Annotated in this window: 12 protein-coding genes; all 12 read right to left on the bottom strand. The window is 54.0% G+C overall.

Features of this window, described 5'->3' with window-relative positions; translation table 11 throughout:
* Positions 1-54 precede the first annotated feature (54 nt).
* Positions 55-2,160, bottom strand: a complete 2,106-nt coding sequence (gene pnp, locus ACQ4N8_RS10165) for a polyribonucleotide nucleotidyltransferase (RefSeq protein WP_430704242.1) — start codon at positions 2,158-2,160, stop codon at positions 55-57.
* Positions 2,161-2,452: 292 nt separating this feature from the next.
* Positions 2,453-2,722 carry a 30S ribosomal protein S15 gene (gene rpsO, locus ACQ4N8_RS10160; protein ID WP_018752384.1) on the bottom strand — a complete coding sequence of 90 codons (270 nt, stop codon included), beginning with the start codon at positions 2,720-2,722 and terminating at the stop codon, positions 2,453-2,455.
* A 179-nt stretch (positions 2,723-2,901) separates the two neighbouring features.
* A complete protein-coding gene (locus tag ACQ4N8_RS10155; protein WP_430704241.1) occupies positions 2,902-3,849 on the bottom strand; it encodes a bifunctional riboflavin kinase/FAD synthetase in 948 nt (315 codons plus the stop codon).
* A 39-nt stretch (positions 3,850-3,888) separates the two neighbouring features.
* Positions 3,889-4,815, bottom strand: a complete 927-nt coding sequence (truB, locus tag ACQ4N8_RS10150) for a tRNA pseudouridine(55) synthase TruB (RefSeq protein WP_430704240.1) — start codon at positions 4,813-4,815, stop codon at positions 3,889-3,891.
* On the bottom strand, positions 4,812-5,789 hold the full coding sequence (locus ACQ4N8_RS10145) for a DHH family phosphoesterase (protein ID WP_430704239.1): 978 nt from the start codon (positions 5,787-5,789) through the stop codon (positions 4,812-4,814). The genes truB and ACQ4N8_RS10145 overlap by 4 nt, the downstream gene beginning before the upstream one ends.
* Before the next feature lie 187 nt (positions 5,790-5,976).
* Positions 5,977-6,330 carry a 30S ribosome-binding factor RbfA gene (rbfA, locus tag ACQ4N8_RS10140; protein WP_430704238.1) on the bottom strand — a complete coding sequence of 118 codons (354 nt, stop codon included), beginning with the start codon at positions 6,328-6,330 and terminating at the stop codon, positions 5,977-5,979.
* Between the two features lie 15 nt (positions 6,331-6,345).
* On the bottom strand, positions 6,346-9,015 hold the full coding sequence (gene infB / locus ACQ4N8_RS10135; protein WP_430704237.1) for a translation initiation factor IF-2: 2,670 nt from the start codon (positions 9,013-9,015) through the stop codon (positions 6,346-6,348).
* Complete coding sequence (locus ACQ4N8_RS10130; RefSeq protein ID WP_430704236.1) at positions 9,008-9,334, bottom strand: L7Ae/L30e/S12e/Gadd45 family ribosomal protein; 327 nt, start codon at positions 9,332-9,334, stop codon at positions 9,008-9,010. Before ACQ4N8_RS10130 ends, infB begins: the two co-directional genes overlap by 8 nt.
* Positions 9,327-9,641, bottom strand: a complete 315-nt coding sequence (gene rnpM, locus ACQ4N8_RS10125; protein ID WP_430704235.1) for an RNase P modulator RnpM — start codon at positions 9,639-9,641, stop codon at positions 9,327-9,329. Before rnpM ends, ACQ4N8_RS10130 begins: the two co-directional genes overlap by 8 nt.
* Before the next feature lie 15 nt (positions 9,642-9,656).
* Entirely contained in the window at positions 9,657-10,754 is a 1,098-nt protein-coding gene (nusA, locus tag ACQ4N8_RS10120) for a transcription termination factor NusA (protein ID WP_430704234.1), read from the bottom strand.
* Between the two features lie 171 nt (positions 10,755-10,925).
* Positions 10,926-11,387 carry a ribosome maturation factor RimP gene (rimP, locus tag ACQ4N8_RS10115; RefSeq protein WP_430704233.1) on the bottom strand — a complete coding sequence of 154 codons (462 nt, stop codon included), beginning with the start codon at positions 11,385-11,387 and terminating at the stop codon, positions 10,926-10,928.
* 524 nt (positions 11,388-11,911) lie between these two features.
* Positions 11,912-16,228, bottom strand: a complete 4,317-nt coding sequence (locus ACQ4N8_RS10110; protein WP_430704232.1) for a PolC-type DNA polymerase III — start codon at positions 16,226-16,228, stop codon at positions 11,912-11,914.
* Positions 16,229-16,246: the final 18 nt, after the last annotated feature.

Below are 16,246 nucleotides of genomic sequence, written 5' to 3'. Positions count from 1 at the left end.
TTGGTATTCTGTCTCTTTTCCCGCATATCTTGCAGCTGCTTTGGTTAGGGTTCTTTACTTCGTGGAACTTTCCGTATCGGCGGTTAATACCGCTTTGCGGGAAAGATTGATGCGGCCTTGATTGTCGATTTCAGTGACCTTCACCGTCACGGTATCGCCGATGGCAACCACATCCTCCACTTTGCCGACGCGTTCGGTCGACAGCTGGGAAATATGGACCAAACCGTCTTTGCCCGGCAAAATTTCCACGAATGCGCCGAATTTTTCGATCCGTTTGACGGTACCCACATAAATTTCGCCAACCACGACTTCCTTCACGATGCCTTCGATGATCGAGCGGGCTTTGTTGTTCATCTCTTCGTTGGTGGAAGCGATAAATACGCGGCCGTCTTGTTCGATATCGATTTTTACGCCGGTCTCTTCAATGATCTTGTTGATGATTTTGCCGCCGGCCCCGATCACGTCGCGGATTTTATCCGGGTTGATGTTCATGATGACGATCTTAGGCGCATACGGAGACAAATGCTCCTTCGGCTTTTGGATGCGTTCCATCATTTTGGACAGGATGAACATCCGCCCGTCTCTGGCTTGCGACAAGGCATCGGTCAAAATCTGCCGGTCGATGCCGTCGATTTTGATATCCATCTGGATCGCCGTCACGCCATCCGCGGTACCGGCAACTTTGAAGTCCATATCGCCGAGGTGATCTTCCATCCCCTGGATATCGGTCAAAATCGAAACATGCTCGCCGTCTTTGATCAGACCCATCGCAACTCCGGCTACCGGTGCTTTGATCGGTACGCCCGCATCCATCATCGCCAAGGTGCTCGCGCAAATGCTCGCCTGGGAGGTGGAGCCGTTGGATTCCAGCACTTCCGAAACGAGACGGATCGTATACGGGAATTCGGATTCCGGCGGAATGACTTTCGACAGCGCGCGTTCGCCCAAAGCGCCATGGCCGATTTCGCGGCGGCCCGGTGCCCGCAGCGGACGAGCTTCGCCTACGCTGAACGGCGGGAAGTTATAATGGTGCATGAAGCGTTTGGACTCTTCCAAATCGATTCCGTCGAGGATTTGCACATCGCCCAGCGCCCCAAGCGTACATACGCTCAGCGCTTGCGTTTGCCCGCGCGTGAACAACCCGGAACCATGCGTACGCGGCAGCAGGCTAATATCGCATTCGATCGGACGAATCTCGCTCAGCTTGCGCCCATCCGGACGTACCTTGTCATGGGTGATTAATCGGCGCACCTCTTCTTTGACGATGTCGTGCAGCACTTCTTTTACATCGGCAAGCAGCTCCGGCGATTCTATGTATTTCTCCTCGAAATGAGCCACCGTCTCATCGTTGATCGCGTCGATCGCATCCTGGCGAGCATGCTTCTCGGCAATTTTCACGGCTTCCACCAAACGGTCTTGCGCAAAAGCGCGTACATCCCGGTTCACGTCTTCGTTGACGGCATGAAGCTTAACTTGCATTTTCTCTTTGCCGGCTACTTTCACAAGCTCTTCGATGGCGGCAACGATGTTCTTGATCTCGTCGTGGCCGAACATGATCGCTTCCAGCATAACCTCTTCCGGCACTTCGTTCGCTTCGGCTTCAACCATCATGATCGCGTCTTTGGTACCGGCAACGACCACATAAATGTCGCTGGCTTCTTGCTGTGCCACGTCCGGGTTAATCACGAATTTGCCGTTCACGCGTCCTACGGCAACGCCGCCGATCGGGCCGTTAAACGGCACGTCGGAGATGCTAAGCGCCGCCGAAGTACCGATCATCGCCGCAATTTCCGGCTCGCAATCCTGATCCACGCTCATCACGAGATTGACGATTTGCACGTCGTTGCGGAATCCTTCCGGGAACAGCGGACGAATCGGACGGTCGGTCAGACGGCTGGCCAGAATCGCCTTTTCGCTCGGACGTCCTTCCCGTTTAATGAAGCCGCCGGGAATTTTGCCGACTGCATACAGCTTTTCTTCATAATTGACGGTCAGCGGAAAAAAATCCAGGTCTTTCGGTTCCGACGACGCCGTTACGGTACAAAGGACCGCCGTATCGCCGTATCGCACCATAACCGCCGCATTGGCCTGCTTGGCCAGGCGGCCGGTTTCCAGGATTAGAGGTCTTCCCCCTAACTGCATTTTCACTTGATTCTCCATGAAATCCCTCCTTATCACCAATACAAGTTCGGTACTGAGTTCATTATTTCCTGCTTTGCCCCAATTCATAAGAAAAAGGACCCTCGTTGTTACGCAATACCCCGTAGTTTTTCGTGCGAAGATAGATTTGCGCGGCTTCGCCGTAAACTTCCGCTCACAACAAAAGCTCCTGACGGAGCTTATGGCTACAATCTTATCATCGCCCTAATTTGTAAAAAGCAACCCGGCCGCACACCGTACGCTTCGCCAGCGTCCGCCATGCAACTAGGCTGCTTTTATGCCAAATGTCAAATTAACGACGCAATCCAAGCTTCTCGATCAAAGCGGAGTAACGTCTTACGTCTTTGTTCTTCAAGTAAGCCAACAGCTTACGACGTTGACCAACCATTTTCAGAAGACCGCGACGGGAATGATGGTCCTTCTTGTGCGTACGCAAGTGGTCCGTCAAATTCACGATGTTCTCCGTAAGGATAGCAATTTGTACCTCTGGGGATCCGGTATCGGATTCATGAGTTTTGTGCTCTTGGATCAATTGTTGTTTACGTTCTTGAGTCAATGCCATCCTGTTCACCTCCTTTATCTCAAATCGCCGTTAGCCTCGTCGCCGGCGGTGAAACCGCGCAACCAAGCCAAGGTTCTCGTTGTCCGGCAGCAAATCTACTCAACCGCGACAACGTTACATAGTATACCATAGCTTATGGGCAAAAGTAAATGCTCTTCCGAACGCTGGACGCTAGGCGATTATTCGGCCGCGGCCAGCAAACCTTTTGCCGTTTCCGCGTCCCTGCCGATCTGCGCGATCAGTTCGTCCAACGAGCCGAACTTGCGCTCCGCCCGGATATAATGCATCAGCTCCACGGACAGGCTTTCGTCATAAATATCGCCGGAGAAATCGAAGAGATGAGCCTCCAGCCAAAATACCTTGCCGTCGTTATGGAAGGTAGGCTTGACGCCAACGTTCATCACTCCCGCATACGTGTTGCCGTTGTGGCTCGCCCGAACGGCATAGACGCCGCTGGCCGGCACCACGTAGTGCTCCTCCAGCTTAAGATTGGCGGTCGGAAAGCCGAGCTGCCGTCCGCGTTTCTCCCCGTGCATCACGGTTCCCTTCAGCGCATACGTCCGGCCCAGCCAATGGTTGGCCAGCTCGATGTCGCCCTCCTGAAGCGCTTTGCGAATGCCCGAGCTGCTTACCTTCTCCCCGTCGATCAGGAAAGGCGGTACCGTATGGACGTCCAGCGAGTTGTCGCTCAGTTCGCGCAGGATGCCGGCATCTCCCTCGCCCCGGTAACCGTAACGGAAATCAAAGCCGACGACGGCCGTATGGACCTGCAGCGGCACCAGGATGCCGGCTACGAAATTTTGCGGGCTTACCCGGGAAAAGGCATCGTTAAACTCAACGATATAGACATAATCTACGCCCAGCTCGCGCAAAATACGTTCTTTCTCCTGAGGCGGCGTCAAATACCCGTCATAATCGCCTTTCTTCATGACTTCCTTCGGATGCGGGTGAAACGTCATCACGGAAGCGGGAAGCCCGATGCGGGCCGCCAGCTGCACGGCGGACCGGATGACGCTGGCATGCCCCAAATGCAGGCCGTCGAACTGGCCGATGGCCAACACCTGCGACCTTGCATTTTTGTCAATAAATTGTTCTGTTAAAGGATAAGATAACCTTATCGTTTCCATATCGTCTCACCTGCAATTTCCCTCGGATTGGCGCATTGCTTACGTGGCCTGTTCAGGTAAAAACACTTTGACCGCCTTCACGGCCAGCGTCTCCTCTTCTACCTGGAAAATGCCTAAAAACTGCTGTTCCGGATCATAAAGCCGGATGGTCTCCCCCCGCTTGACCGCCGGGGACACAACCGCAGAAGATAATCGCTGGCCTTGCAAAGCCGCTTTTACCTTCTCCGCTGACACCGTATGCGCGGGCAGATGCTCCACCGCCTTGTCTACCGGCAGCAGATAATCCTGGAGCTTCCCTTCCGCCGCGTAACGAGCCACGTCCTCCAGGGACAGGCAGCTCCGTTCCGTCATGCCTGCGGACATCGTCCGCTTCAGCTCCGTCATCGCCGCAGGCACGCCAAGGGCTCGGCCGATATCGACGCATAGCGTACGGATATAGGTGCCTTTGGAGCATAACGCCCGGAACGATACCTGCGGATGCGGCCCCTCCGGACGGAAGCCGGTCAGCTCCAGCTCATAAATCGTGACCTCGCGGGCTTTTCGTTCCACGACCTTGCCTTCCCGGGCCAGCTCATACAGCCGTTTGCCGTCCTGCTTCAAAGCGGAATACATCGGCGGAATTTGCGAAATAGTCCCGACAAACCGTTCCAGCACGCTTCGGACCGCCTCTTCCGTAACCGATACCTGCTCTGCCCGTTCAACGACATTGCCGGTCAAATCCTCCGTATCGGTTGCCAGACCCAATACCAGCGTAGCTTCGTATTCCTTAGGCAGCTCCTGCAAGTACTCTACCATTCGCGTCGCCCGGCCCAAACATAAAGGCAGCACGCCGGTTACGGCAGGGTCGAGCGTTCCGGTGTGACCGATGCGTTTCATTCTCAAGATGCCGCGGCACTTGGCGACCACATCATGGGAAGTAAAACCGGCGGGCTTGTGGATGGGCAAAATGCCTTCATACGGCTTCATAACTGCAACCTCACCTGCTCCAGGACCCGTGGAACGATGCTGTCCAGCGTTCCTTCGATCCGCGCTCCGGCTGCCCGGACATGGCCGCCGCCGCCGAAGCTTTGGGCTACCAGGGCAACGTCAACCTTGCCGGCGGAACGCATGCTGACTTTGACGGCGTGCTCGTCAATCACTTTAAATAACAGCCCGACCTCTACCCCTTGAATATTTCGGGGATAGTTGACGATGCCTTCCATATCCTCATGAACCGCGCCGGTCGCCAGCAAATCATCGTCGGACACGGCCACCCAGCTGATTTTGCCGTCCTCGCTGAGCTGAAGGCCGTTTAAAGCCCGCGTGAGCAAACGCAGTTGCGGCAGCGTCATTTGCTCCAGCAACAGCTCCGACAGCCCTGGCCCGTCCACGCCGTATTCAAGCAGCTTCGAGGCCGCAGCCATCACTTTCGGCGACGTATTCGAATAACGGAAGCCGCCGGTATCGGTAAGCAAACCGGTATAAATGGCCGTTGCTACCGGCTCATTTAATTCAAGCCCCATATAAAGAATAAGTTCGAATAAAATCTCTGCGGTAGCAGCCGCCGTCGGCACCACTAAATTGACTGCGCCATAGCGGTCATTGGTTGGATGATGATCAATATTCAGCAATCGGGCCCCTTCGGCAAAGAATTCCTTCGTTTTCCCGACCCGTTTGAAATCGGCGCAGTCGACGCATATCACATGATCGAATTTCCGATCCAGCGGCTCGGCCGATAGATCGCGAATTTGCTCCGCCTGCCATAAATAACCCATCCGCTTCGGAATCGGCCCTTCGTTGACCATAACGTATTTTTTACCCAGACATGACAGAAGCCAGCCCACCGCTAGGGTGGAACTGACTGCGTCTCCGTCCGGCTGAACATGCGACACTACCAGGAAATGATCATGCTCCATCAGAAATTCCTTGCTCTGACGCAGCTCCCGTTCAATGGTCAGCATTGCCGCCTCCTTTTAGAGGTAATCAAAAAATCGGCTCTTGATCTCGAAGCAAATCAAGATTTTGATTCGGCATCGAATCTTGAATTCAGCCGGGCCTTCCGTTGCTCACGTAGGCTCCGCTACTCAGACCCTAGCTTCATCCAACCTTCTCGGTGCTGAAAACCCGATTTTTTGATCTCTATTAGAATCATTTTTCTTGCTCGTGCGTTATATCGCCAAGAAGCTTCTCGATCCGGCTTCCGTAAGCGATGGATTCGTCGATTTTGAAGATCAGCTCCGGCGTATGGCGCAGCCGGATCCGCTTGCCGAGCTCGGTTCGCAAAAAACCATTGGCTTTTTCGAGACCTTTGAGCGACTCGTTTTTCTTCTCTTCGTCCCCGAACACACTGAGGTAAACTTTGGCCTGCGACAAATCGCTTGTCACATCAACCCCGGTCACCGTGACAAAACCGATGCGCGGATCTTTCAGTTCACTCTGGATGAGCACGCTTAGTTCTTTCTTAATCTGTTCGCCTACGCGGCCGGTACGATTTTTGGCCATCTATGACACCCCACCTTACTTCGGTTCAACGGTTTCCATGATGAACGCCTCAATCACGTCGCCTTCTTTAAGGTCGTTGTAATTGTCCAGGGTAATCCCGCACTCGTAACCTTGAGCGACTTCTTTGGCGTCGTCCTTGAAACGTTTCAAAGAATCGATCTTGCCTTCGAATACTACAATCCCGTCGCGGATCAAGCGCATTTCCGCCGAGCGGGTGATTTTGCCGGAAGTAACCATACAGCCTGCGATCGTCCCCACTTTGCTGATTTTGAACGTATTGCGGACTTCGGCGTGGCCGATGACGGTTTCTTTGTAAACCGGATCAAGCATCCCCTTCATCGCTTGCTCGATCTCTTCGATCGCATTGTAAATGACGCGATGCAAGCGGATGTCCACCTTCTCCTGTTCGGCCGTGGCCTTTGTCTGGCTGTCCGGACGGACGTTGAAACCGATGACGATCGCGTTCGATGCGGACGCCAGGATAATGTCGGATTCGGTAATCGCTCCGGCACCGCTGTGAATGATTTTCACGCGTACGCCTTCGACCTCGATTTTTTCGAGCGCGCCTTTGAGCGCCTCGACCGAACCCTGCACGTCGGCTTTGATAATGACGTTCAGATCCTTGATCTCGCCTTCTTTGATGTGGCGGAACAAATCATCCAGCGTGACGCGGGTGTTGACGCCAAGATCGGACTGCCGCTGCGTAATCGCACGTTTATCGGCGATCGAGCGGGCTTTGCGCTCGTCCTCGAACACCATGAGCGGATCGCCGGCTTGCGGCACTTCGTTGAGACCGGTAATTTCCACCGGCGTCGACGGCCCCGCTTCCTTCAGGCGGCGTCCCCGGTCGTTGACCATCGCCCGAACGCGTCCGAAGCAGTTGCCTGCCACGAAAGCGTCGCCGACCTTAAGCGTGCCGTGCTGTACCAGCACGCGGGCTACAGGACCGCGGGCTTTGTCGAGCTCGGCTTCGATGACCGCCCCCCGGGCGCGTTTGTCCGGATTGGCTTTGTATTCGTTCACTTCCGCTACCAGCAGAATCATTTCAAGCAAGCCTTCCAGACCCAGTTTTTGCTTCGCCGAAACATTGACGAAAATCGTGTCGCCGCCCCATTCTTCCGGTACAAGTTCATATTCTGTCAATTCCTGCTTCACTTTATCCGGATTGGCATCCGGCTTATCGATCTTGTTGACGGCCACGATGATCGGCAATCCTGCCGCCTTGGCATGGTTGACTGCCTCGACCGTTTGCGGCATCACGCCGTCGTCTGCCGCAACCACGATAATCGTAATGTCGGTCAACTGGGCACCGCGGGCACGCATCGCCGTAAAGGCTTCGTGACCCGGGGTATCGAGGAACGTAATTTTCTTATTGTTGATCTCGACCTGATAGGCGCCGATATGCTGGGTAATGCCGCCGGCTTCCCCGCCCGTCACGTTCGTTGAACGGATGGCGTCAAGCAGCGTCGTTTTCCCGTGGTCGACGTGGCCCATGATCGTCACGACCGGCGGACGTTCTCTCAAGTCCGCTTCGTCGTCAACCTCTTCCAAAGTTTCGAAACGGTCTTCCTCGACCGGAATTTTCACTTCGACTTCAACGCCGAAATCGCCCGCCAAGAGCAGGATTGTATCAATGTCCAGCTCTTGGTTAATCGTTGCCATCACGCCGAGCAAAATCAGCTTTTTGATGACTTCGGAAGCATCCTTATGCAGCAGTTTGGCGGTTTCGCCCACCGTCATCGTACCGCGTACGATAATTTTCTTCGGCGTATTGTCGATCTTCTCGCGCGGAGGCTGCTGCTGTCCGCCTCTTCCGCCGCGTCCGCCTTTACCCCCGCGGTTGTTTTTGAAGTTGCCGCTCCGGTTGTCGTCATATCCTCGCCCGCTTCTGCCGCCACCGTTATTGTTGTTCCCTTTTCTTTGTCCTTGGCCGCCTTGATTGCCTTGACCCCCTTGGGATCGGCCGCCGAAGCCATTTCCGCCGCTGCTGTTGCCGCCGTTGTTATTGCCCGGCGTGAAGCTGCGGTTTTGTTGCTGCGGGCCACGGTTCCCCCCGCCTTGTCCTTGCCGGTTTCCTGCGTCATTGCGCGGTCCGCCGCTGCCTTGGCCCGGTCCGCGATTGCCCCCCGGGGCACGGTTTGCCGAGGAGGAATTCCCTGCGTTTTGGCCACTCGGACGGCTTTGTTGAGTTCCGCCATTTGTACGACTTTGCTGATTTCCGCCATTGGGACGGTTGTTTCTTTCCTGGACAGCGGTGCTGCCGTTCTTTACATTTTGAGTTTGGTTCGGTCTATTATTCATGCTTACCTGCTTTTCTTGTTGATTTTGGTTTCTTCCTTGCCCTTGATGGTTACCCTGAACTTGACGTCCTTGTTCTCCACGAGTGCCGGAACCTTCTCCGGCCGATGTTTTCGGTGTTTGGCTTCCTCCTGCGGAAGCCGGAGCCGGCGATTTGGCGGAAGCTTCAGTACGTCCCGAATTCTCGCGCTTTGCAGCGGCGTTGCTCTTAATATCCTTAAAAAACTGTTCCACACGACCGACGGTATCGTTCTCCATGACGCTCATGTGGTTGTTGACCGGGATATTAAGGCGCTTAAGAATCGTAATAATTTCTTTGCTGCTCATGTTGAGTGACTTTGCATACTCGTACACCCTGAGCTTATCTTGTTTTTCTTGTTTACTCAATATACTCCACCTCCGACGTTTTCACGATTGCTTTACGAATCATATCGGCAAATCCCTGATCCGTCAGAGCCAGAACGACGCGTTCCGGCTTTCCGACGCTGGATCCGAGCCGCTCCCGGTCGAATCCGATCATCAAAGGGATGTTATAGGTCCCGCATTTATCGCGGAACTTCTTCTGAGTATTGGCAGACGCGTCTCCGGCCACGATCACCAGCTTGGCTTCCGCAGTCCGGATCGCTTTCGTTACGATTTCATCCCCGGTTACCAGCTTGCCGGCCCGCATGGCCAAGCCAAGTCCGGATAACGGTTGCTTATTCATCTTCATCCTCTTCCCGCGCTTGACTTGCCAGGAACTCTTCCTCAACGGCCAGAAAATCGCGAGCCAGCTGTTCATAAACCTCGGTGCCTACCGGCGCTTTCAACGCACGGTCAAGCGCACGGGTTTTGTTCGCCAGCTTGAAGCAGGCTGCTTTGCCGCACAGGTACGCGCCGCGCCCCGATTTTTTGCCCGTGAGGTCGATCGATACCTCGCCCTCCGGCGAGCGTACGATGCGGATCAACGACTTCTTGGGCATCATTTCCTGGCAGGCCACGCATTTGCGCAGCGGGACTTTTCGTTGCTTCATTCTTACCGCCCCCCGTTAGTCCACGGAGATGGAATCTTGAGGCAGTTCGCCTTGTTCGGTTCTTTCTCTTCCGAATTCCTCTTCCGCTTGGGTTTCGCTCTTGATATCGATTTTCCAACCGGTCAATTTAGCGGCCAACCGGGCATTTTGCCCCTTGATGCCGATCGCCAGCGACAACTGATAGTCCGGCACGATCACGCGGGCCATCTTCTCCGCCTCAAATACCTGCACCTCAAGCACCTTAGACGGGCTAAGCGCATTCGCTACGTATTCCTCGACGCTTTCCGAATAACGAACGATATCGATCTTCTCCCCGCGGAGCTCGTTTACGATCGTCTGCACGCGCGTGCCTTTCGGGCCTACGCAGGAACCGACCGGATCCACTTCGCTGTTGCGGGAATAAACGGCAATCTTGGACCGGAAGCCGGCTTCGCGGGCAACGGAACGAATCTCCACCACGCCGTCGAAAATCTCCGGCACCTCCAGCTCAAACAATCGTTTCAGCAATCCGGGGTGCGTGCGGGACAGCAAAATCTGCGGCCCTTTCGTCGTATTCTCCACCTTCGTGATGTAGGCTTTAATCCGATCGCCGTGCTTGAACTTCTCGCCCTGCATCAGCTCGTTCAAAGGCAGATGCGCTTCGATTTTGCCAAGATCGACGTAAATGTTGCGCAAATCCTGGCGCTGCACGATCCCGGTCACGATATCTTCTTCCTTCTCTACGAATGCATTGTAGATAAGTCCCCGTTCGGCTTCGCGGATTCGTTGCGTCACCACTTGCTTGGCGGTTTGTGCCGCGATACGGCCGAAATCGCGAGGCGTTACTTCGATTTCGGTAATATCGTCAAGATGGTAGTTCGGGTTGATCTCGCGGGCCGCCGGCAGCGAAATTTCGGTGCGCGGATCCAGCACTTCCTCAACCACGAGCTTGCGGGCGTACACTTTGATCGCGCCGGTATGGCGGTTCATATCCACACGCACGTTTTGCGCCGTATTAAAGTTGCGCTTGTAGCTCGAGATCAGCGCAGCTTCAATCGCTTCGAACAAAATGTCCTTACTGATCCCTTTTTCCCTTTCTAATTCATTCAAGGCTTCGATAAAATCCATACTCATTTGCCTCGAGTTCCCCCTTTCATAGTCCCCTGTAGGTCACACTAAAGTAAAAACGTCATAGCGACGTACTTTCGCTTCCCGCAACAAGCTCAGGCCGCGCCTCCCGCGGCATAATCCGGCGATACAAGCAAGGTCGGCGGCTGAACCAGCCGTTTCACGCTGCTTATATCCTTAAAAAATGATGGCCAATCGGGCGCTGGCGACTTTGCTATATGGAATGGCGTGACTTTTCTTCCCCATTTCCACGACAAGTTCATCGTTATCAAAGGAAAGAAGCCGGCCTTCAAACTCTTTAAGGCCGTCTACCGGTTCGTATGTAGTAACAAACACGTCTTTTCCGACCGCCTTGGACACATCCTCAGCCTTCTTCAGCGGGCGTTCCGCGCCGGGTGAAGACACCTCCAGAAAATAAGCCGACGGAATCGGATCGTTCTCATCAAGTCTTTCGCTTAGGTATTCGCTGATGCGGCCGCAGTCATCGATGTCGATGCCTCCATCCTTATCTACGAACACGCGGAGGAACCAATTGCTCCCCTCTTTGACGTATTCCACGTCGACCAGTTCAAAGCCGTTTTCCTCCAAATAAGGCGTGACCATTTGCTCCACGGTCGCTTTGATCTTCGGTGTGCTCAAGCGTACATTACCTCCATAATGGTTCATTCCTGTATACCAAAGAGTAAAGAGTGGGTTTCCCCACTCTTTAAACAACGGTTCTATCTTCATGATTGCCAAAAAAATTATAACATAGTCCATTCATAGTGACAAGTAAAAGACCTTTACTAGAGGAAGTTCAAAAAGTCATCTTCGGATCACGAAGCAAGAACAGTGGGCTTATTCGACATCCAATCTTGAATTCAGCCGGGACTTCCGTTGCTCACGTAGATCTGTCTACGCTCCGCCACTCACTCCCTAGCTTCATCCAACCTTCTCGGTGCTCCAAACCTGCCTTTTTGAACTTTCATTGAAACGGAAGTTCAAAAAGTCATCTTCGGATCACGAAGCAAGAACAGTGGGCTTATTCGACATCCAATCTTGAATTCAGCCGGGACTTCCGTTGCTCACGTAACCATCAGCTACGCTGACGTCCCTAGCTTCATCCAACCTTCTCAGTGCTCCAAACCTGCCTTTTTGAACCTTCTGAAACAGTAGTTCCAGCTTTAAAACAACGACAGTTGGTTGCTTTCCGGCAAACCGCGGAAACAGCCCAAGGAGCCGAGCAGTTCGACTACGGTCTTGCTCGCTTTGGATTTCTGCTGGAAATCCTCGATCGAGAGGAACTCGCCTTGCTCTTTTGCCGCTGCAATGTTCTTGGCGGCGTTCTCCCCGATCCCGGCCAGAGCGGAGAACGGAGGGATCAGCGAATCGCCGTCAACGGTGAATTTGGTGGCATCAGAACGATACAAATCAATGTTCTTGAAATGGAAGCCGCGGGCGGTCATTTCAAGGGCCATCTCCAGGATCGGCAGCATGTTTTTTTCCTTCGGCAGCGCTTGGAAGCCCTTCTGCTCGATCTCCTCGATTTTGCGGTAAATCGCCTCGTAGCCTTGGCAGCAAAGCTCGATATCGAAGTCTTCGCCGCGGACCGAGAAATACGTCGCATAGTATTCGATCGGATAATAAAGCTTGAAGTAAGCGGTCCGTACCGCGGAAATGACGTAAGCGGCGGCGTGCGCCTTCGGGAACATGTACTGGATCTTCAGGCAGGAATCGATGTACCACTGCGGCACCTTGCATTTCTTCATCTCCTCGATCCATTCCGGCGTCAGCCCTTTCCCTTTACGGACGCTTTCCGTAATTTTAAAGGCCAGGCCGGCGTCCATGCCCGCTTTGTAAATCAGGAACAACATGATATCGTCACGACAGCCGATGACCGTTTTGATGTTGCAGGTGCCGTTCTTGATCAAATCCTGCGCATTGCCCAGCCATACGCCGGTACCGTGCGACAGCCCGGAAATTTGCAGCAAGTCGGCAAACGAGGAGGGCTGCGATTCCACCAGCATCTGGCGGACGAATTTGGTCCCCATCTCCGGGATGCCGTAGGTAGCGACCGGCGTTCGGATCTGTTCCGCCGCAACTCCCAGCGATTCCGTGGAATTGAACATGCTCATAACCTTCGGATCGTTCATCGGAATGGTCGTCGGATCTACGCCCGTCAAATCCTGCAGCATCCGCATCATCGTCGGATCATCGTGTCCGAGAATATCAAGCTTGAGCAGGTTCGCGTCAAAGGCGTGATAATCGAAATGCGTCGTTTTCCATTCCGCTTCCGTATCGTCGGCCGGGAACTGCACCGGGGTGATATCCTCAACCTCGATATAGTCGGGAACGACGACGATCCCGCCCGGATGCTGTCCGGTGCTGCGCTTCACGCCGGTGCATCCCGCCGCCAGACGGTTCAACTCGGCGCCGCGCCAATGCTTGTTATGCTCTTCCTCGTATTTCTTGGCGAATCCGAACGCCGTCTTCTCCGCGACCGTGCCGATCGTGCCCGCCCGGAATACGTTTTTCTCCCCGAACAACACCTTGGTGTAGTTATGGGCTACGGGTTGGTATTCGCCGGAGAAGTTCAAGTCGATATCGGGAACCTTATCGCCTTTGAAGCCCAGGAACGTTTCGAACGGAATGTCCTGTCCCTCGCCCTTAAGATTGCCGCCGCAGTCCGGGCAGACTTTATCGGGCAAGTCGAAACCGCTGGGCACGCTTCCGTCCAGAAACCACTCACTGTGCCTGCACTCCGAGTTCAAGCAGATATAATGAGCCGGAAGCGGATTTACCTCGGAAATCCCCAGAAACAAAGCCACGACTGACGATCCGACCGAACCCCGCGAGCCTACGAGATAACCGTCCTGATTCGATTTCTTGACCAGTCTTTCGGAAATTAGATAGTTGGCCGAGAACCCGTATTTGATGATCGGCTCCAGTTCCTTTTCCAGGCGCTTGATGATAACGTCCGGCAATTCCTCGCCATAAATCGATTTGGCCGTATCGTAGCAGGTCCGGCGAATTTCCTCGTCCGCCCCTTCGATGATCGGCGTAAACAGCTTATCCGGGAACAGCTCCAGCTCCTCGAACCGTTCCGCCAACATCGTCGTATTCGCGACAACCACTTCAAACGCTTTGTCTTTGCCGAGAAAAGCGAACTCCTCCAGCATTTCATCGGTCGTCCGGAAGTGGGCATCCGGTTTGCGGATATCTTTTAACGGGCTGAACCCGGTAATGCCATGAATCGTAATGTCGCGGAACAGTTTGTCCTTCGGATCCAGGTAATGCACGTTACCCGTAGCCACGACGGGCTTGTCCAGCTTCATACCGATCTCGACGATTTTGCGGACGGCGGTTTCCAGCTCGGCGGGGCTGCCGACCAACCCTTTTTCCACCAAATGCATGTACATCGTCAAAGGTTGAATTTCGAGAATGTCGTAAAATTCCGCGACCGCTTCGGCTTCCTCCACCGATTTGTTCAAGACGGCTTCAAAAAACTCGCCCTTCTCGCATCCGGACATGATCAGCAAGCCTTCGCGCATCTCCACCAGCTTGGATTTCGGGATGCACGGCACCCGCTTGAAATACTCGGTATGGGACATCGAAACCAGCTTGAACAAATTTTTCTTGCCGACCGGGTTGAGCGCGTAGATGCCGCAATGGAACGGACGCGAGTTGGATAAGTCCTTGCCGACCTTGGCATTCAGCCGGTCGAGCGTGGTGTACCCCTCGATTTTGATCGCATCCTCAATGAGGCCGTTCAAGATTTCTCCGAGCGCGAGCGTATCGTCGATTGCCCGGTGGTGATTTTCAAGCGAAACCTTGTATTTGGCGGCTAACGTATTCAGCCGGTGATTTTTCATCGTAGGAAACAGCATCCGGGCCAATTCCAGCGTATCCAGTACCGGATTCTCCATCGCCGGCACTCCCAGCTCTTTCAGCTTGGCGTTGACGAAGTCCACGTCAAACCGGGCGTTATGGGCAACCAGCACCGCATCTCCGGCAAACTCGATAAACCGCCTCAGCACCGGCTCGACATCGGGCGCATCCTTCACCATGTCATCGTTAATGTTGGTCAACTGCTGAATGTTATAAGGAATCCGTTCATGCGGGTTTACGAACGTTGCGTATCTGTCGACCTCTTTGCCTTCTTGCATTTTCACGGCCGCGATTTCGATGATTCTATTCTGCGTGACGGACAGGCCGGTAGTTTCAATATCGAATACGATATACGTCGTGGTTTTCAGATCGTCGCCGCGCGGATTCAACACGACGGCCACATTATCGTTGACGACGTTCGCTTCGACGCCGTAGATCATTTTGATCCCATTCTTTTTGGCCGCTTTGGCCGCATCCGGGTAGCACTGCACGCCCCCGTGGTCGGTGACGGCAATCGCTTTATGGCCCCATTTGGCCGCCAGCTTCACGTAATCGCCGATCGGCGTCACCGCGTCCATCGTACTCATGGTGGTGTGCAAATGGAATTCGACCCGCTTCTCGGCAGCGTTATCCTTACGTCCCGGAGGCGCGGATATCTCGTTCAAATCCGATGGAATCATCACCAGTTCGGGAATTTGCATGAAGCGGTCCATCTCCACTTTACCGCGGGCTTTGATCCATTTGCCGTTCGCCAATTGGTTCATTACTTTCAAATCTTCTTTGTTCTTGGCGAACAATTTCATTTGCAGGGAATCGGTAAAGTCGGTCAGATAAAACATAAACAACGTATTCCCGTTGCGCAGCTCTTTGCGGTCCAAGCCGAAGATCGTACCTTGAATGGTGATTTTCTTCTCTTCATCCTGGATTTCCTGAATCGGTAACGGCTGTTCCTTGATGTCGTACCCGAGTTGCAGCTTGATGACCTCGCCGTCCACCTCTTCAGGCGGGGCTTCGAAGCTCTGACTCTCCATCATTTGCTGGATGACCTCGCGTTCCTCTTCGACGATCCGCTGCTGGAACTCTTCGAAAGCTTCGGCGCTATTTTCGCCGGTTTGCAGTTTGATCCGCAAGGCGAGGGCAAAGTAGGTCTCGAAAAAGGCCACGATCGCTTTGTCGATCTGTTTCTTTCGGGCCAGCTCCAATGCGGTGGCGTCACCTAGAGTGACGGTAATCAGATCCCCGTCCACCTCAAAGCCCGCCCGGGCCATCCACCCGTTAACCGACGGAATTTGCCGCTTCACCCATTCGAGGAACAGCATCCAGTATTCGCTTACGATTTCTTTGGCCGACAGATCGCTGCCGTAAGTAAACACGAAAGAGATCAGGGCGATATGCTCCATACGCTCTTTGACCCGGAGGCAAAAAGTACGATAGGCCTGCGCCGGTACCAGCGTCTCCTTATGAATGGTGATCTTCCATTCCCGATTGCTGCGGCTTACCTCCACCCGCTCGATGCGACCGTCGAGAAAGTAAGGATCGATCAGCGAAGCGGGAACCTCCGCTTGCTTCATCAATAGCTCAAGCCGGTTTCTCTTGTCTTGACTTTCGGTCATGTCTTCTCCCCCAAACCT

Origin of the sequence: Paenibacillus macerans, assembly GCF_050565405.1 — a bacterium.
Taxonomy (GTDB): domain Bacteria; phylum Bacillota; class Bacilli; order Paenibacillales; family Paenibacillaceae; genus Fontibacillus; species Fontibacillus macerans_B.
Note: the sequence above shows the minus strand (reverse complement) of the source record. Positions and strands in the feature narration are given on the sequence as shown.